The organism is Thalassoglobus sp. (assembly GCF_048270125.1).
Lineage (GTDB): Bacteria > Planctomycetota > Planctomycetia > Planctomycetales > Planctomycetaceae > Thalassoglobus.
Window position 1 is genome coordinate 243,622 of sequence record NZ_JBLWTN010000005.1, and the last position, 18,268, is coordinate 261,889.

Annotated in this window: 14 protein-coding genes and 1 pseudogene; 13 read left to right on the plus strand and 2 right to left on the minus strand. The window is 58.6% G+C overall.

The window, feature by feature from the left end:
• Positions 1-20: 20 nt before the first annotated feature.
• Both ACN0YR_RS08790 and ACN0YR_RS08795 read left to right on the plus strand, forming a co-directional pair.
• Positions 21-404, plus strand: coding sequence for a hypothetical protein (locus tag ACN0YR_RS08790; RefSeq protein ID WP_417848830.1), 384 nt, complete (start codon positions 21-23; stop codon positions 402-404).
• Between the two features lie 82 nt (positions 405-486).
• Complete coding sequence (locus tag ACN0YR_RS08795) at positions 487-1,098, plus strand: hypothetical protein (RefSeq protein WP_417848831.1); 612 nt, start codon at positions 487-489, stop codon at positions 1,096-1,098.
• 8 nt (positions 1,099-1,106) lie between these two features.
• Here ACN0YR_RS08795 and ACN0YR_RS08800 read toward each other — a convergent pair whose 3' ends face one another.
• A complete protein-coding gene (locus ACN0YR_RS08800; RefSeq protein ID WP_417848832.1) occupies positions 1,107-1,625 on the minus strand; it encodes an SMI1/KNR4 family protein in 519 nt (172 codons plus the stop codon).
• Between the two features lie 68 nt (positions 1,626-1,693).
• Here ACN0YR_RS08800 and ACN0YR_RS08805 point away from each other — a divergent pair, with 68 nt between their 5' ends.
• The 9 genes from ACN0YR_RS08805 to ACN0YR_RS08845 all read left to right on the plus strand — a co-directional run bounded on the left by ACN0YR_RS08805 (position 1,694) and on the right by ACN0YR_RS08845 (position 15,060).
• On the plus strand, positions 1,694-3,913 hold the full coding sequence (locus ACN0YR_RS08805) for a hypothetical protein (RefSeq protein WP_417848833.1): 2,220 nt from the start codon (positions 1,694-1,696) through the stop codon (positions 3,911-3,913).
• A gap of 2 nt (positions 3,914-3,915) precedes the next feature.
• Positions 3,916-4,557: a glycosyltransferase family 2 protein gene (locus ACN0YR_RS08810; RefSeq protein ID WP_417848834.1), complete on the plus strand. Its 642-nt coding sequence runs from the start codon at positions 3,916-3,918 to the stop codon at positions 4,555-4,557.
• Positions 4,538-5,188 carry a 2OG-Fe(II) oxygenase gene (locus tag ACN0YR_RS08815; RefSeq protein WP_417848835.1) on the plus strand — a complete coding sequence of 217 codons (651 nt, stop codon included), beginning with the start codon at positions 4,538-4,540 and terminating at the stop codon, positions 5,186-5,188. Before ACN0YR_RS08810 ends, ACN0YR_RS08815 begins: the two co-directional genes overlap by 20 nt.
• Entirely contained in the window at positions 5,175-5,936 is a 762-nt protein-coding gene (locus ACN0YR_RS08820; RefSeq protein ID WP_417848836.1) for a polysaccharide pyruvyl transferase family protein, read from the plus strand. The genes ACN0YR_RS08815 and ACN0YR_RS08820 overlap by 14 nt, the downstream gene beginning before the upstream one ends.
• Entirely contained in the window at positions 5,936-6,637 is a 702-nt protein-coding gene (locus ACN0YR_RS08825) for a hypothetical protein (protein WP_417848837.1), read from the plus strand. Before ACN0YR_RS08820 ends, ACN0YR_RS08825 begins: the two co-directional genes overlap by 1 nt.
• The gene (locus tag ACN0YR_RS08830; RefSeq protein WP_417848838.1) at positions 6,634-9,513 is read left to right on the plus strand and encodes a glycosyltransferase; all 2,880 of its coding nucleotides are present in this window, start codon (positions 6,634-6,636) and stop codon (positions 9,511-9,513) included. Before ACN0YR_RS08825 ends, ACN0YR_RS08830 begins: the two co-directional genes overlap by 4 nt.
• 380 nt (positions 9,514-9,893) lie before the next feature.
• The gene (locus ACN0YR_RS08835) at positions 9,894-11,375 is read left to right on the plus strand and encodes a DUF3375 domain-containing protein (RefSeq protein WP_417848839.1); all 1,482 of its coding nucleotides are present in this window, start codon (positions 9,894-9,896) and stop codon (positions 11,373-11,375) included.
• Entirely contained in the window at positions 11,365-11,979 is a 615-nt protein-coding gene (locus ACN0YR_RS08840) for a DUF4194 domain-containing protein (protein ID WP_417848840.1), read from the plus strand. Before ACN0YR_RS08835 ends, ACN0YR_RS08840 begins: the two co-directional genes overlap by 11 nt.
• A gap of 69 nt (positions 11,980-12,048) precedes the next feature.
• Positions 12,049-15,060: an ATP-binding protein gene (locus tag ACN0YR_RS08845; RefSeq protein ID WP_417848841.1), complete on the plus strand. Its 3,012-nt coding sequence runs from the start codon at positions 12,049-12,051 to the stop codon at positions 15,058-15,060.
• On the opposite strand, the gene ACN0YR_RS08850 is transcribed toward ACN0YR_RS08845, so the two are convergent.
• Positions 15,047-16,411: a transposase gene (locus ACN0YR_RS08850; RefSeq protein WP_417848842.1), complete on the minus strand. Its 1,365-nt coding sequence runs from the start codon at positions 16,409-16,411 to the stop codon at positions 15,047-15,049. The two genes, ACN0YR_RS08845 and ACN0YR_RS08850, sit on opposite strands and share 14 nt — an antisense overlap.
• 107 nt (positions 16,412-16,518) lie before the next feature.
• Between ACN0YR_RS08850 and ACN0YR_RS08855 the strand changes: the two are divergent.
• Together ACN0YR_RS08855 and ACN0YR_RS08860 are read left to right on the plus strand one after the other, a co-directional pair.
• Positions 16,519-16,902, plus strand: a pseudogene (locus tag ACN0YR_RS08855) (SbcC/MukB-like Walker B domain-containing protein); the annotation flags it as partial.
• Positions 16,899-18,068, plus strand: coding sequence for a DUF3322 domain-containing protein (locus tag ACN0YR_RS08860; protein WP_417848843.1), 1,170 nt, complete (start codon positions 16,899-16,901; stop codon positions 18,066-18,068). The pseudogene ACN0YR_RS08855 and the gene ACN0YR_RS08860, both read left to right, overlap by 4 nt.
• The last annotated feature ends 200 nt before the right edge of the window (positions 18,069-18,268 follow it).

Consider the following 18,268-nt stretch of genomic DNA (forward strand, 5'->3'; position numbering starts at 1 on the left):
ATTCAGCAAGGAGGTGAGCAGTGCGTCGGTTCTCAAGGATTCTCGGAATATGTCTCGTCATTGGCGTGGTCGCTGTGACGATCGACTATGCGCTGGTGAATTCAAAGAATCGCCGCGTCGCTGGCGTAGTAAATGACTGCGGCGGTCGCATGGGATCGATTCCGGCGTGGCCAATAGGAACGGAATACAGAATCAGCTTTCCTCATCCGTTGAGTTCCGCACAATTGGATCGGTTGAAGGAGCTGAACTCGCTTCGCGGATGGGTTGGTGTTGCATTCGTTGAGTGTGAACTGACGGAAGATCAGGTACGCGAGTCGACATCAATGCTGCACAACTGCCATCTGTTTCGCGTGGTCGATGGCGAAATGGCCCCTCTACGAGTCGCCAACACCGACGCTAAGTAAACCCAAGCCTCGGCCACGTCACCTTTCCCGGCTGCATCAAGGCCGTGTATGCGCACGCTGAGTAGCACTTATTGGTCTCTACATGGGCGACCCCTTCAAAAAGGTGCAGCGCGGTGATCGGCTTCGTATTCCGGCCGGGACGTTCAACACGTTTATCGATGCCGCGAAGGACTTTCGGAACCGGACCCAGAACGTCGCCCGCCAGCGACAGCTCGATCTCCCGCAGACCGGGATCATCCTGGTCAAGAACGGCACCGCTGATGACTTGGAGCGGTTTCATGTGCTCGGAATCGACCGACCGATCTTCACTCCCGGCGAGAGTCTGTTCAGTTTTCAGGATCAGATTGCGGTCGTCGGCATCACGCCGACGGAAGACGACCACCTGGGCCGGTTCCTGGTCCTGCAGGAACCGCTTCGTTCGGGAATGATCGGACGTGCCTGCGTCAGCGGCGTCACGCCCGTGCGACTCAACGTGCTCGATGAAGAACACGACTGGGCCGACATCGAGGATGGCGAGACCGACAGCCTGAAGACAGACACCGCCGGCAGCGCATTCGTTCTCTGGAAGGAACCGCCCAGCGGCGGCTACGGCGGTTCTGGCTACGGATACGGCTATGGTTACTACGGCAGCCTGCGGTGGGCGCTGGTGCGGATCGGCAACCTGAGCGACGGGGATCAGTGGGGAACGATTTGAGCCGAGGGTCACTTTGGCTCGATGGATTCATATCCGTAGAGAGCAAAGGCCTCACCAAACGCGGTGAAGTCGTCCTGAAGCCAGAAACTTGAATCCTCGTCGTGATCCAAGAGCTGACGCACCAAATGGGAGAATGAGTTTGCGATTACGGCGACATATCCAGGCATGGCAAAGGTTTCGTGAAAGAAATCATAGCACTTGCCGTTGTGTGACTTGCCGAGATCGATACCGAGGTAGTTCCCGTCTTGATCATCGATAAGCGCGAACCACTGACTGAACGGTCCAGTCGCAAACATCTCGCCAAGAATCATGTTGTCGATTCGATCGATCTCATTTGGCCCGAGAATTCGGATCGGCCCCGTGTTTGGGCGATTTGCGAAGAGACTTGCACCCCCACAGAGTTCGTAGAACCGAGTGAGATCACTGGACAAAACCAACTCGGATGACAGAGACGGCTGACCTGCAGGCGGCACAAGCGAACAGCCCTCCATTCCTCGAATGTCCGCAACAAGTTCGTCGATATTCATTGGCCGATGACTCCTCTGGTGACCACAACAACACATCTCTGCTGCATCGCAAAGTATAGAGAAGTCACTTGAGCGAAGTCGCTGAACTCCTGGCCGAATTGACCCGTCGCGGCGTGACGCTCGAACCGCGTGGCGATGATCTGGCATATCATCCGCGCCGACGGGTGTCTGCAGAGCTTCGCGAACAACTGCGGCAACACAAAACGGAGTTGCTGCTCCTGCTGCGCGGGGAAGTAACGGCCACTGAGCCTGCACTGACCTCAATTGCCAATCCGGCACCTGCGCGTCCCCCGTACAGCGTCGTGATTGCGGAGCCTGATCCGACCACGCTCGATGCACTGCTGATGTCAGTGCTGGGACAGTCACCGGCACCGGCGGAGATTTTGCTGGTTGGTAAACCGCAACGGCGACTGAAGAAGATCACCGAGCCGATCCGCCGCGTGCCGGTGCGGTTTGTGAGATCGCCGCTGGATGCCCGCTCCGAACACCTCCTGCTGATCGATCCGAACACACTGCTAACGCGGGACTGGTGTCGGTCCGCGCTCGACATGTTGGCCAGTCCCCGGATCGCCGCCACATTCTCCGATCATGAGCTGCTCGAGACCGGTGGACGCACGCAGTACCCCGATCGCGTCACGCACGAGAAACTTGCCCGCTCTGGATTGGCGGCACCAACCGTGATGGTGCAACGCTCGGCGCTGGTTCCGCTGTGGCACGCCGGATTGACGATCCCGGCACTGCTGCGTGACCTCAGTCGCTCCGGCTGGGAGGTCGCCCGACACACGACACCGATTCTCCTGCGTGGTGACGGCGAGCAGCAGTATTTCGACCGCCAGCAACTTGAGCACGAAATCGTCACGCTGTTTGTCCCGCTCTCCGGCCGCGAACACATCTGGCCGCAGTTGCGAACATTCCTGGAACAGCAGACGTGGCCGCACAACCAGATTCGCCTCGTCCTGTGCGATACCAGTCGCTCCACCCGATTCCGCAAGACGGTCCGCACCTGGCTGGCGCGCTGCGATTATCACGACGCCCACTGGTTCTCGCTCGACGTTCCAACCTCCGGACTGGCCGACGCACCCCGTGACCAGCAGTTGCTCGCCGTCAACGAGATCCTGTGCCGGATCTACAACCGGATGCGGGAACACATCACGACCGATTTCGCGTGGATCCTCGAAGACGATGTGATTCCGCCCGATGACGTGCTCAAACGCTTGCTGCAGGCATTCGATGAGAATGTGGCCACCGTCTCCGCGCCGTATCGCTCGCGATTTGATGGTCGGTATTTGATCTGGTCCCGCGAACGTGTGGCAGCTCCCAATGGCCCCGCATGCAACGGCGTGCATCAGCTGGCCCCGCCACTCCCCGACCGTCCGCAGGTCCACGACATCCGTGGCAGCGGGTTCGGCTGCCTGGTGGCCCGAGCCGAAGTCTTGCGGGACCACATCTTCTGTTTGCCGCCCGGACACACGCACTACGACGTGCGTTTCTTCATGGAACTGCCGCAGCACTGGCGACGAATCGTCGACTGGACCTGCGAATGCCGGCATCTGCATAACGTGGCGCGACCGCAATCGAAGATCACCACGCGTCATCTGATCTATCACCTCACCCCGTTCGCCACGAACGACATCTGGCTTCGCAATGTCCGGCAGCTGCTCAAACGCATCACGCTGTTCAACGGCCGTCGAGTGATTGCCGTGGCGACCGGTGACGATCTGGTACCGCCGCAGGAAATCCGTGCGGCGTTCGGCACTCATGAGGTCGAGATTCTCACGCGGCCGAACTCCCGCGAGCTGCGCGAGAACGCCACGTTCCTTCCGCTGCTGGAATGTGTGGCCGATCCTGATCCCAAAGCGGCCACGTTCTATGCGCACGCGAAGGGCGTCGCCAAAGACGTGCTCTGTCTGGGTGATCCGCTCGGTTCGCGGTACTGGCGGAACGCCATGTACCACGAGCTGCTCGATGACTGGGAACGGATTGCCGAGCTGCTGATCGATCACGCGGTGGTTGGCACGCATCGCCGACAGCATTCCGAGCAGCCTCGCATCTATCCCGACGGCCAGAGCGAGTCTCCCTGGCACTTCGCCGGCACGTTCTTCTGGTTTCGCAATCGGGATGCGTTTGCGACCACAAAGTGGCAGGACGTGTGGCAGCCGACCGGCTGGGGCGCGGAAGCCTGGCCCGGCCGGATGTTCGAGTTCGATCAGTCGGCCTGCGTCGCCTACGACGGCCTGGCCGAGTGCTACGACCCCGAGAGTTACGACCCGCAGCTGGAGGACGATTGACTGTGCTCGAAGTGACGTTCACTACCGTGCTGTACCAGCCGGACTGGAGCCGGACCGGGGCGATCGTGCGCGACGTGCTTGGTTCGCTCGCTGCCTGCAGCCTCACCGGCGAATACCTAATTGTCGACAACTCCCCAGCGCCGACAATGGAGGCGGTCCGGCTGGCGGCGGAAGACGAACGGGTCCGGTTCCTCTGGAATCAGGGCTACAACGTTTATCTGGCGGGAGCGCTGAAAACTGCAGCCCTGCAGGCGCATGGCCGGCACTTCGTCTACTGCTGTGCCTCGCACGGCCTCATCAATGATCCCACCTGGCTCACCGACCTCATCTCGCCGCTCGCCGACGAATCAATCGCTCTGGCTGGTCACGTCCAACCCTGTGAATTCAATCGCGTCGCCAGCGTCCCCGCCGACATCATTGAACCTCAGATCCACGTACAAGGTGGAGTGTGGTCGGCGCGGACACAATTTCTCCGGGAATTCGCGTTCAGTCACCGGTTCCCGTTCGAGTTCTGCGACGTTGATCTCTCACGCCGCTGTCTGGCGGCTGGCTACCAGCTCGCTTCCGTCCCGTCGATCGTTTCGATCGCCGGCGGCGTCATCCCTGATCCGGAGCGTTACAAATATGTCCACGACTACCGCTGAACCTGAAGTCTCCACGACGGGGCGGTTTGAGTTTCCGTTCCGGCATCTGATCATCGACAACTGGGCCGAGCCGGAACTGGTCCGGGCTGCCGAATTCGAATGGCCGGACACCAATTGGCCGTTCTGGCATCGGTACGAATGTGGCAAGCTCGCGACGAAAGACCCGCTGCGGTTCCCGCCGGCCTGTACCGAACTGATCCGACGGCTGCTTTGTCTGCGGATCGGTGAACTGATGGGGTTGGATGACACATTCGCCGACTGGAACTGTCACGGCGCTGGGCTGCACACGTCCCCACCCGGCGCGAGTCTCGGCGTGCATCTCGACAGCGACCATCACCCACTGACCGGCTGGCAACGGGCCTGCAACGCGATCCTGTTCGTGAACTCGGAGTGGGAGCTTGACTGGGGAGGAGAGTTCGAACTCGGTAGCGCCGACGGCCGCGAGTGTCTGAAACGGATCATGCCAAAATTCAACCGGCTGGTCCTGTTCGAACCGAGCGACATCTCGTTTCACGCTGTGGCCCGCAACACTGGCCCCGAACCCCGCAAGACGCTGGCCACGTTCTACTGGCGGAAGTCGACGGTGCATGGACATCGTTCACGTGCCGAGTTCATGAATGGTGCCCGTTGAGGAGTCAGAAGACGTGTTGCTCCACTGGGTTCACAACAATGGCAACTTCGGCGATGCCATCTCCCCATTGATCGTCCGCCATGTTGCTGGCATCGAACCTCGATATACCACTGGCGACATTGCCGAGCCGCATCTCTTTGCCATCGGATCGATGATCCAAGTGGCCAATCCGTTCACCGTCGTATGGGGAACTGGCACGCTCAACTGGCACATTCACGTCAACCGCCATGCTGACATCCGCATGGTGCGTGGGCCATTGACCTATGCCGCTGTGCGAGCTTCGGGAGTGAAGTGTCCCGCCGTCTGGGGTGATCCGGCGGCGTTCATCCGGGAACTCTTCCCACCGGAAGGCAGCCCATCAAGAGACTGGTGCATCGTTCCTCATTACCGCGAAGCCCCGTTGCCTGACGTGTCGGGCGTGACTGTCATCTCGCCGACGCTGCCTCCCGAGGAGTTCTGTCGACGGCTCTGCCAGCATCGGTTTGTGTTGTCCTCGTCGCTGCATGGACTGATCGCCGCCCACGCCTTCGGTCTGAAAGCGGCCTGGATCAAACTCTCCAATCACCCCCTCGGCGATGACACCAAGTTTCGTGACTACCTTATCTCTCAGAACCTGTGTCCCGAGCCTGTCCCCCTGCCCCACGTTGATCAGCGCTCCCTACAGGCCTGCCGTTGGCATCTGACTGAAGCCGATTTCGACCTCGACGTGATGCGACAGAACTTTCCGTTTGATCAGGCAGGCTCCTGATGGCTGGGATTCGCACGGCATACACTGACGCTGACCTGACGTTTCACATGCAGGTCTATCGAGACTTCGCCCGGGCTGAGTCGTGTCTTCGACGATTGCGACAACACTTCCCCCTTTCCCGCGTGCTGGTCGTTTCGGATGGTGATCGAGACCTGCGGTATGCATCTCTCGGCAACTTGTTCGACGTCGAACTTCACTTCTGTGACCGGCTCTATCCGCTTCGCAATGGGGGGAGAATGATCGAACGGGTGTTCTCATTGTGGGGGATGCAGACCGAGTATCTGTTCAAGATTGACCCCGATGCTCGTGTCCATCGCCGCTTCCGGTATCTGCCTGATGAACCGGTGGCAATGTTCGGCGACTGCCTGCCGATACAGGGAGGCTGCATGGGGTTCACGAGACAAGCCGGTCAGAGGTTGCTCGGTTCTGGACTGCTGACTGATCCGATCCTGACGCAGCCCGAACGCTCCTGGGCATTGCACCCGGACGGATCGCTCAACGAACCGCTCTGGAATGGTATTCAGCGAAACGGCCTGATTCGAACCGACTGGATCTTCGCCTACTGCAGTCGGGAACTCGGCATTCCACAGATCGCCTACTCCGAAATCTACAGCCGCTGGCGCGAGCCGGTCCCCGACGATATCGACGTCGCTGTCAGCCATCCCCACAAAGAAACGACCATCGATCGCGAGGAACTATGATCGACAGACAGGACTGGAAACAGGATTACGATCGTCTTGGTCCCTGGACCACGCGGTTCAGGCTGCACGGCCAGAACATCGGCGGCAGTTACGAAGTGAGCGAGGACGATCCGCTGCTGCGAGCGTTCATCGATCGGGCACCGATGGCGCGACGCGTCCTCGAACTCGGCTGCATGGAGGGAGGCCGCACGTTCCCGCTGGCCCGGCGCGCTGGGCATGTCGTCGGCGTCGATGCCCGTCGTGAGCATCTGCAACGGGCACGGTTCATCGAGCGAGAACTGGGGATCACGAACACGCTGTTCCTGGAGCAGGATCTGGAGAACTCAGACCTCGCCGCGCTGGGGACGTGTGACGTGATCTTCAACGTCGGGCTGCTGTATCACCTCTCCGATCCGGCCCGTTTGCTGCAGCAATGTGCCGAGGTTGCGCCCGAGATGCTCCTCTGGACGCACGTCGTCGATGATGCCGACGCAGAGCATCGTGGCTACCGGGGCCGGTTCACGACTGAGAACCCCACCGATCGCGTCGGCGGCCTGCGGTCGCGATCGTTCCGGCCGGAGCGATCCGAACTGGTCCGCATGCTGGATGACTGCGGCTGGCGCGATCTGGAATGGCTCAAGGATGATGCGACATCGTTGACGCTCTGGTGCCGAACGACGATCGGCCCGCGCCCGCAGGTGAGCGTGCAGCTTGTGCCAACGTTGGCGGTCATCATCACCGCGCACAATTACGGGCACTACCTGGATGAGTGCCTCGAAAGTGTGATCCGGCAGAGCCGACGGCCGGATAAAATTGTTGTTGTCGATGATGCTTCGACCGACAACACGACTGACGTCATCGCCCGCTGGGCTGATCGGGGTGTCCGATATCTGCGTGTGGACCATCACGACCCCCGACAATCGCGGTCGTCGGGATTGCAGGCGACGAGCGCCGAGTTCGTGTGCTTCCTCGACGCCGATGATCGGCTGGCTCCCGACTACCTGCGGGGAGGCCTGGCGGGGTTCGATCGGCACGACGTGGGGATCGTCTACTCCGATGTGGACTACTTTGGCGACTGGAACCGCTGTCACCAAGAGCCGGAAGAGATCACACTCGCGGACATGGGGAAACTGAACTACGTCCACAACGGTTCGATCGTGCGACGTGAAGCGCTGGAGATGAGCCGGGCGCTGGAGGTCCCCTGCGATTCGCTCTGCTCCCACGAAGACTGGCTCGCCTGGCGGAAGATCCTGGAGCAGGGCTGGAAGGCCAGGAAGCAGCGAGGCATTTACGGCTACCGTCGGCACGAGGCCAACCGCACGAACTCGAAGTACAAGATTGCCAACTATTTCAATCAGCGGGCAATGGAGACGGAGACAATCACGCTGTTCGTAGCGTTGTCGGGACGGAGTGCAGTCTGGCCGCGGTTCCAACAGTTCCTGGAGCAGCAGACCTGGCCCCACTCGCAGGTGAAACTCTGGCTGCTCGACACCAGTCAGGATGCGCGGTTCGGACGCCGCATCCGGCGCTGGATCAGCCAGTGCGACTACGCGGACGTCCGGTATAGGACGGAAGCCGTGGCGATCCCTGGTCTGGCCGACGCCCCGCGTGACAACGGAGCGACTCTCGACGCGGTGCGGATGGCAGCCGCCCGCATCTATAACCGGCTGGCTCGGGAGGTCACCGGCTACTACGTGCTGACACTGGAAGACGATGTCATCCCGCCCAACGACGTCATTGAGAAACTGCTGCGCGGGTTCGATCACCATGTCGCCTCTGTCGCTGCGCCGTATCCGTCCCGGTTCCACAAAGGCTACGTCGCCTGGAAAGAAGGGCGACAGATCATCGAGGAACGACCGCAGCCTGAAGCGATCGTTGACGAAGATGGTGAGCCCTGTCTGCGCTACGACCTCGTCGAAGGGAATGGGTTCGGCTGCACACTGTTTCGGGGCGACGTATTCCGCGACGCAGTGTTCACGGCGCGGCAGCAGCCGTATGTCGATTTCGACCCAGCGTTCTACGAGCGGCTGAAGGCAACGGGCCTGCAGGCCAAGGTCTGCTGGGATGCCGAGTGCGAGCATCTGGAAAACGACACGCGGCCGATTATGACTTGGGATCATTGGCCGGAGTCATGGGAAACTACGGACCTGAGTGACTACCGCGCCGGGTTCTTGAAAGGGCGTGACGCCTGCCAGTGGATCGTTGACACACTCAACGGTCCGGAGCCCGCCGCGATCTGGGGACTGTCCGACGGTGACGTCGCCTGGTGGTGCTACGATGGGCTGGTCCGAATTCCCGGCGTTGATCGCCGCTGGCTCGATGCGCTGGCGCTCACCAGTGGACTGCATCCTGAAGATCGCGACGAACTCTGGCCACTGTTCGACGAGGCCTGTCGCAACGCCCCGCATTGGCTGGTTCAGTACAACTGGGACATTGCCGAGCGGTTCTCGCGTGCAGCCCTGGCTGCCCACGGCATCACCATCGATTCAGAGGGATTCGGCTACGCACGCAGCCGCAAGCGCAAGGTTGACTGCAACGCGGTTTACAAACTGCTCGACGAAGACCTCTGGTGGTTACTGCTGGAAGGCAAGCAACTTGCCATCGTCAGTGGCCACGCTGACGAACTCGCCACACGAATCCTCGATGAGGCGTTTGTGCGAGCCAGCGGCGGATCAGACGTCACATGGTCCGTCGCAGCGAAGGTTCAGTGCCCCGACAAGTCGGTGCCCAAACGTCGTCACCGGCAACGAATCGAAGATGAACTGTTTTCGGCTGACTGGGATCTGCTCCTCTGCTCCGCCGGTTCACTGTCGGCGATCCTCTGCGAGCATACACGTCAGGCGGGACGCAAGGCGATCGACATCGGAGCCCTCGACGTACAGCTTACGAAAGACTGATGCCGTCAAAGTTGTAGACTTAAATCACCCAAATGATGCCCCGCGTCTGCAGTAATGTGATGCGGGGCATCGTCGTTTCTGATTCGAACTTGAGTGCAAACCCTGACCCGCATCTCGCAGGTTGGCTGAACGATCGTGACGATTCGGTAATCTGGCCACACGGCGCGAAGATGTTGGATCGCGAGTGTTATGCCGTCACGGGGCAAATTCACCACCATCCACACAATTCAGTTCTACCCTTCCCACACGGACGTTCTGTATACTTTTTGAACGTGTAGGATTGCGAGATATGGGAGAGGGCTGAGTCGAATGGCTCAGGATTGTTGGCATGTGCTTGATGGAACGGGACGCGCCATAGGGAAATGTGGAGGCGTCCGTTCATGCGTCTGGGGAAGCTGCAAGTTTATTTTGAGACATCTCCGGCGCTCAGCCTGCTGCGGGCTCGTAACGCCCCGTTTGTCGTTGATTTTCTGGAGCAGCAATTCAAGCAGCCCGGTCGGATTGTGGTACCGCATTCCGAGTTGATCGCAAGTCTGGTTCTCTATCTGGACGAGTTGCAGGAGTCTCATCCTGGCCGCATGACAGACAAGCCGGAGGCATATCTAACTCAGTGGTGCTCGCCTGAGTCCAGGTACTTGCAACGATTTCTTGAAGCGGGACGCGATGAGCCCGTCTATCAGTTGACTCCGCACACGGAAGATGTGTTCGTATTTCTGGATCGCGTGCTGGACCGGGATCTGGGATTTGTGGGGACCGAATCACGACTGAAACTCGTGATCGAGACACTCTCCGACCTGGTGATCGGAGCATCGGACGACCCCGAAATCCGGCTGGCCCATCTGCGCGCGGAGCGCGATCGACTGCAGGCGGAGATTGAACAGATCGAACGGGATGGGCAAATCTCGAAGTACCAGCCCGCTCAAATCCGTGAGCGATTCTCTACAGCTGTCTCACTGTTGCGACAGTTGCAGGGAGACTTTCGTGCTGTGGAGGATTCGTTTCGCGAGATCACATTGCAGGTGCAGAAACGGCAACAGGGGGGCATGGAGAGCCGAGGGATGATTCTTGAGTTCGCACTTGATGCCGAGGATCTCCTCAAACAGGAAGACCAGGGAGTGAGCTTTTACGAGTTCTTCAACCTGATTCAATCGCCCAGCCAGATTGATCGCCTCGAAAAAGTGATTCGCGAAGTCCGCAGGATTCCGGAACTTCTGGAGCAACGGGAGGGATTGGAGACCGTTCGCAACATGGTCACGCTTCTGCAGAATGAAGCAGAGAAAGTGATGCGGACGAACCAGCGCCTGTCGGCCACTCTGCGTCGGCTATTGGATGCACGGGCCTTCGCGGAACGGCAGCGAGTCGCCAGATTGCTGCAGGAAATACAACGATTAGCCATTTCATATGGCGGAGAAACGGGCGCTGAGGAACCGGGTGTCGCGTTGGAGCTGGCAGTCAATATTGAGTCTCCCTTCCGACGCTCATTCTGGGTTGAGCCAGCGAGATTTGAGTCCGTGGAACTCGATTGTTTCACGCCCGATGCCGATGAACGACGCGGCGTCTTTGAGGACTTTGCGGCGCTGAAGCATCTTGACTGGCACCAGATGCGCGACCACATCCGCCACCTTCTGGCCACCGACGAAACGCCAACACTGACGGAATTGGTGGCTCGATACCCAGTGACTTCAGGAGTCGTCGAACTGGTTGGATATTTGCAGATTGCCAGTGAAGACGGACATTTGATTGATCCGGTGACAAAGGAGTCGATTGTCATCCCGGCGAACGAAGCCGAGGACCACGGTTACGTGGTCACTGTCCCGCGAGTGACATTTCTGCCACCCAGGAGGAACGGCCATGCGGGGTGACTATCCTGAATTTCGTGATTGGAGTGTGGCGGCAGTCCGTCTGCTTCAGGGCGTGGTTGAACAGGAGGACGGGCGAGTCTGGGACCTGCTGATGTCGAATACTTCTCAGGTCGAGCAATTCGCCGCTCGCCTGGGATTGCAACTGATCGTCGATGAAGCGGAAGGACTGGCGTACCTTCGGCAGTTTCACGAAGAGGACCTGCCCGCTGGTTACGACGCCATTCCCAAGCTGTTTCGCACGTCCCGTCTCAGCTTTGGACAGACCGTCCTGGCCGTGCTGCTGCGAGAGGCGCTGAGGCGGTATGAAGAAGAAGAAACGCATGACGCCCGCTGCGTGGTGGCGGAGACCGACCTGCTCGAATCGTGGAAGTCCTTTTTCCCCAGCCAGAGTGACGAGGTCAAGCAGCAGCGTGATCTTCAGACAACCCTGCACAAGCTGGAAGATCTTGGCTTCGTGCGGAGATTCGGAAAAGAGCCACTGAGCTGGGAGGTACGGAGAATTCTCAAGGCGCGATTGACGGCTGATGTCCTGGAACATCTCCACGAGCAGCTCAAGACCGCCATCGATCGCAAACAGGGGACGGATGCTGTCGCCGACGATTAGGAACAGTGCCGTGTCCGTTGGTATTAAGAAAAGCGGAATTGAACTGACAGAAATCACTTGAGGCCAACCATGGCAAATCATTCCCATCTTCCATTTGCGGACTCGCATGCCAAGGGATACCGTCTTCACAAAGTGGAACTGTTGAACTGGGGTACGTTCGACGGACAGATTTACTCAGCGCGGCCCGCAGGAATGTCTGCGCTGTTGATTGGTCAGAACGGCTCGGGGAAATCGACGCTCGTCGATGCCCTCCTGACGTTGCTGGTGCGTCCTGGTGTGCGAAATTTCAACGTGGCTGCCGGGGCAAAGAAACGGGAACGTGACGAGCGTTCGTATCTGCTGGGAGCTTATGACCGAGGGAGCGACGAAGAGGGCCAGGGGATTCGTGTAAAGTACCTCCGTCAAAAGGGAGACCGGTATTCGGTCATTCTGGCGACGTTTCGCAACGAGGATGTCGAGAAGTCTTTCACCGTGGCGCAGGTGCTGTATCTGACTTCCGACCAGAGCGTAGACAAGGTGTACTGCTTTTCGGAAGACGAACGGTCCATCCAGGACGATTTCAGTCAACTGGAATCGTCGGAGGCCATTCTCAAGACGCTGAAGCAGCGGGGCCTGCGGGCAACCAAAACGTTTCAGGAATATGAAGGCTGGTTTCAACGAACGACACGCGTGAAATCCAAGGCGATGGAGGTCTTTAATCAAACGGTCGCCGTGAAAGATATTCAAAAACTCAACGATTTCATCCGCGATCACATGCTGGAGGCACATGACTGGAGCGAGAAGGTCGACTGTCTGCTGGGACACTTCACGCAACTCAGCGAGGCTCATGACAGTTTGGTCAAGGCTCGGCAACAGCGCGACCTGCTGGAGCCTGTCGCCCGCATCGGCAGCGAGTATCGTGAGCAGGCCGAAACGCTGGAACGGGCGGAAAGGCTCCAGTCAGCGTCTGCCGCGTACTTTTCACAGCGGACGATCGATCTATTCGTCCCTCTGATTGCGGACAAAGTCGATGAATGCGATCGGGTCCGAAAACATCGCGAAACGCTCACCACAGACATCAAGTCACTGCAGGTGAATTGCAGGTCGTTGCAGAATCAGATTGATCAGGTCGGCGGTGATCGATTGAAAGAGATTCCACGACTGATCGACATCGAGCAGGAACGCGGTGAGCGGAAGCGTCAGGCATCGCAGTTCTTCCACGATGCACTCCGCAGACTGGGGATCGAGGCGGAGATTTGTGATCAGTCTGATCTGACCAAGGTGCAGTCACGGCTCCCCTCACTCCGGTCTCAATTTGAAGCCGAAGCCAGGCAAAACAGAGAGCGTTACCAGGATTTGGTTCTTGAACGCGGACAATTGCGAAAACAACTCACCGAAATGCGAGAAGAACTCACCGGGCTTGAACGTCGTCGGGAAAACATTCCCGAGTGGTCCGTCCAGTTGCGAGGCGCACTTTGCGATGAACTCGGCCTGGCGATTCGTGACCTGCCATTCGCCGCAGAGTTGATGCAGGTTCGCCCAGAGGAAACGGACTGGGAAGCCTCGATTGAGAAAGTGTTGCACGGCCTGGCCTTGAGCCTCCTTGTGCCCGATCGGTTCTATTCGCTGGTGGCCACACATATCGAACGCACGCGACTGACGGCGCATGGACGCGGACAGCGGCTGGTGTATCTGCGCGTCGCGGAGCAAGAGGCGAGTCGATCCACCGGGGCAGCCGGTCGTCACTCGATGATTCACAAACTGGTGTTTCGCGAAGGGCAGAGCCTGCTCCCCTGGCTCAAGGCGGAACTCATCGAGCGGTTTGATTACGCGTGCTGCGACTCCATTGAGGAGCTTCAGTCGACCCGCGGATTGGCGATGACCCGCAATCGCCATGTGAAGTCTGGTCGTCAGCGTCACGAGAAGGATGACCGCGATCACGTCGTCGACCCGCGCAATTTTGTGCTGGGTTGGGACAACCGGGAAAAGAAACTCCGGCTCGCTCAGGAGATCGAACGATTATCGCAGTCCGATCACTCCTTGACGTCCCAACTGGAGCGATTGGAAAGACTGGCATCCGACTTGCAGTCGAAACTGACTGCCGTCGAGTCGGCTCAGAAGATCACGAGTTTTAGCGAAATCGACTTCCAGACACACGACCTGGAGATTCGACAACTTGAGGAAGAACGCCGGGCGATTGAGAGCCAGTCCGATGCCCTGCGAGTCCTGAAGCAAAGGCTCACGGATGCTGAAGCTCGATGCGAATTACTTCAGCAGAGTGAACGTCGACTGATTGGCGACGAACGGCTATTGCAGGATGACATCACTAAGGCGAAGCAGTTGGTTAAGAACGCAGAGAACGATCTGCGTCGACGTCAGGCCGAGGGGTCGCTGGAAGCCCACCGAGCGTCATTTGCTGATCTCGATGCGGTGTTCGTCGATCCGCCGCTCACTGCGGAAACGCTGTTCGAAATGCAACGGCAGTGGCGGGAACGGCAGGATCGACAGATTGCCCGGATTCGGGAATTGATCGAGCCGATCCGCAATAAACTGACCGATGCGATGGCTAGGTTTCTCCGATTCTGTCCGGAAGAATCCGCAGAACTGCGAGGCGCCATCGACTACCTGGATGGATTTCTCGAATTGCGTCAGCGCATTCTGGAGGACGACCTACCGCGGCACGAACAGCGTTTCAAGGAACGCCTGAACAAGAAAGTGATTGAAGAGATTGCCGTATTCCGAAACGGCCTGGAACAGGAGCGTCGCGTCATTGAAGACAAGATCGAATTGCTGAACCTTTCGCTCAAGAAGCTTGAATATCGCCCGGACACGCACATTCAGTTGCAACCGCGTCCGGTTCGCGACGCGGAGATCATTGATTTCCAGACGCGGTTACGCGACTGCGTCGAGGAGAGTTTTGACGACAGTGCCGAAGCCAACGAGGCCCGGTTCCTGCGCATCAGAGAGTTGATCGTCCGGCTCCAGGACGACGACACCCGCCGCTGGCGCGACAAGGTGACCGACGTGCGGCGCTGGTTCGACTTCGTTGCGGAAGTCATCGATCGGCACACCCTCAAGTCCAGGGCTTTCAGGGTGTTTTGAGTTTGGCTTTTTCGAGGGCTTTGGCTGTTGACATGTGCGTTTTCTTGCGTTTTGGCTGGGGTGGTTTTGGTTTTCGTTTCTTGGGGCCGCGATGACTTTTGGCGTACTTTGACAGTGGGATCGCAGTGGCGATCTCGCGCAGGCGTTGGGCCAGTGCGGGGAGTTCTGCGGGGATCAGTTGGGGCCAGTGGGCGGGGTCGATGGCGGCCAGCATGCCGTCGGTGTAGCGCCGGACCTCGACGGAGATTTGAAAGTGACTCACCTCCGTGACACTCGACTCATCGTGCGTGGCGTACAATGTGGCCAAGAGGATTTGCCGCACGTTGAAAGCCAGCATGGCCATGCAGAATAGGAACAAGGCGGCCCGGGGATGCCCGATCGACTTGAGTTCGCAGGTCAGGGTCGTCGTCAGGTAGTAGAACGCGGTCTCCTCTTCCCAGCGCACCAGGTACAGTTCGGAAATCGTCAGGGCATTCACCTCCGCTGGCACATTCGTCAACAGGTGGACCTCGGACTCACCGTCTTTGGTCAACTTGTTGAGTGTGATTGTGATCCGTCGCATGACCTGGGCGTCGTCCCGGTCGCTGGTGCGAAGTTCCTGTTCAGAGACCGTGCCGCGCGACGTCTGTCCGACTTGGCGGGGTGCACCCTGCAGCACTCCCTTGAAGCGTCCATGCTGTCGAATGACGAAGGCGGCCTGGGCCGCGTCGATGCCGTGCAGAAACCTCAACACGCAGTATTGACGGTCCCCCAGCAACAGATCGTCAGGCTTCAGGTCGGCGACAATGCGGTCCTGCAGGGTCGACTCTTGAGCATGCGCGTCGTCCAGCAGATACGCGCGATCAAACACTTGTCGCTGATGGTCGAAGCGGGCCACCGTCGTGCCCGGCAGCGGTGCGTCATAGGCGTCGCGCAGCGGCCCCAGACGTTTCTCGCTTTCCTGAAGGTGATTTCCGTCCACCGAATACACCCGGTAGCCCGACAACACGTCCCACTCGACAAACTCCAGTTCCTGTTGCAACTGGGCGGCCCGTTCGGCAGACACGCGCACAACCGCCTCGGAAATCGGCAGCTCGATCCTCACCTTCTCATAAAAACTGCTGAGCGAAATTCCCAGTCGCTGTTTGTGTTCGGCGTAAGCCTGGTGGAACGATTGGGCCAACCCCAGCGTGACATCCGCGACGGTCAGCGCCACATCGGAAAACAACGCCTCCTTGACGTACTGTCGCGAGCGGTTGGCTGCAAAGACCTGATCCAATTCGTCCCGCAACAAGCCCCGAATCGCAACCTGCGTCAAGACAGCGAACGGACATTTGGCAATAAAACGCTGCAACAATTTCTCCGCACTCATACCAGTCGCCTCCCTGCGATCAAGTGGATGTCAACCTGAGTAATTCCCGTGGTCTACACAAAACAGCAAGACCCTGAAAGCCCTGCACCCTCAAGTCCGTCTCGGTTTATCAGGACAGTAGTGGTCAGTCCGGGGGTGAGAAGGCCAAACTGGCCTTTACGATTCTTGTGGCCGCGATTGCGTATCAGTACGACCTCGATCCGGAGCATCCGGTCAGCGACCGGTTTCATTTCGTTGTCGTGGACGAGATGTTCTCCAAGGTGGATGACCAGCATGCGGAATACGCGCTCGATCTGTTCCGGCAATTCGGGCTGCAGCTGCTGATTGTTGCTCCGCTCGACGCCAAGGCCCGCGTCACTCAGCCATACGTGGGCTGCTACCTGCACGTCGTCAAAAAGGAGAACCGCTCCGCCATCTACGAAATGAGCGCCGATGAGTTTGACGAGTGCGAGGCGACCGCTGTTCCCGAGGGCCGAACGGTGGTGTCATGATTCATCCGGACGATATCCGACAGAAAGCACTGAACCTGTACTCAACCTGGCAGGTCGCCTGGCTAAACGACGAGCCATTTTTTCCTAAATTGATTCCATGCGAGAAGAAGCTCGACGATAACATCGCGATTGCGGCAGAATCCGTTCAACGCCTGCGGGCTGGCTCGAAGGAACAACTTGGGTACGGATACTCGATCGAATGGAAGGAGCGAAACTCAAGGCGACACGGACGCAATCAGTTCCCCGAGAAAATCCTGTTTGAGACCGAAGAGGACTTTCTTCAGCTGATCGGCAAACAAGCTGAGTTTGCAACGTTCACTGCGGCCGTGAGAGAGATCCAGGAACGCTTCCCGCAACTGAGTCCATGGATTCGTTCGCATCGCAAAGAGCTGGTTGATGCCGCGACCGAACTGGATGGGTTGTTTGCCGTGATCAGTTACCTCGTTGAGCATCCGCGACCAAACCTGTTCGCACGCGAACTTCCAATTGCGGTGGACACGAAGTTTGTCGAACGAAACCGTCGCATCCTTCGAGCTTGGCTCGATATCGTTCTGCCGCCACACCAAATTCGCGCCGACGAGGACCATTTCGACCGACGCTTCGGTCTGCGCTACGTGGAACCGCTCATTCTCGTTCGATTCCTCGATGAAGGCGTTCAAGCACAGGCCAAGTCTCCGTGGAGTGAATGCTCGATTCCATTGCATTCACTCGCCGAGTACCCCATTCCCTGCCGTCGGGCTGTCATCGTCGAAAATAAAGTCAATCTCCTGACGCTTCCGTTCCTCCGCGACACGATTGCGATGGGAGGCCTCGGCAACGCGGTCACCGACCTGCGATACCTCAAATGGCTCGCCAATAAAGACATCTGGTACTGGGGCGACATCGACGTCGAAGGCTTCGAAATCCTCTCGCGATTGCGGGCTGTCCTGCCCGGAACCCAAAGCATGATGATGGATGAGCGATCAGTGGCAGAATGGCGGGATAGTATCGGAGCCCACGGCACAGGCCGTGCCCCTTTTTTCGCTCCCCCTGGGTTGACGGTCGAAGAGTCGCAGGCATTTCGCATCTGCGCATCGGAAAACCTGCGAATTGAGCAGGAACGCATTCCGCAGCTTTCTGTTGTCGAGGAATCAAATCACCTCTGGGCATGTAGCCCGCTAAATTGAGATTGCCGCATTCGGTGCTGCTCTAATGCCTGACAGAGTTGTGCCAGGGGTGGCGAGGGAGTGCGCGTCTTTGTGATTGAGATGGCATGGACGAGGAAAATAATGTAATCCACATTACAGTCAGTCTATTGTCGCTCTGAGAAACTAACTTGCCACCCTGGCACCCCGAATGGGCCAATGACAGACTACATCAATAGAGG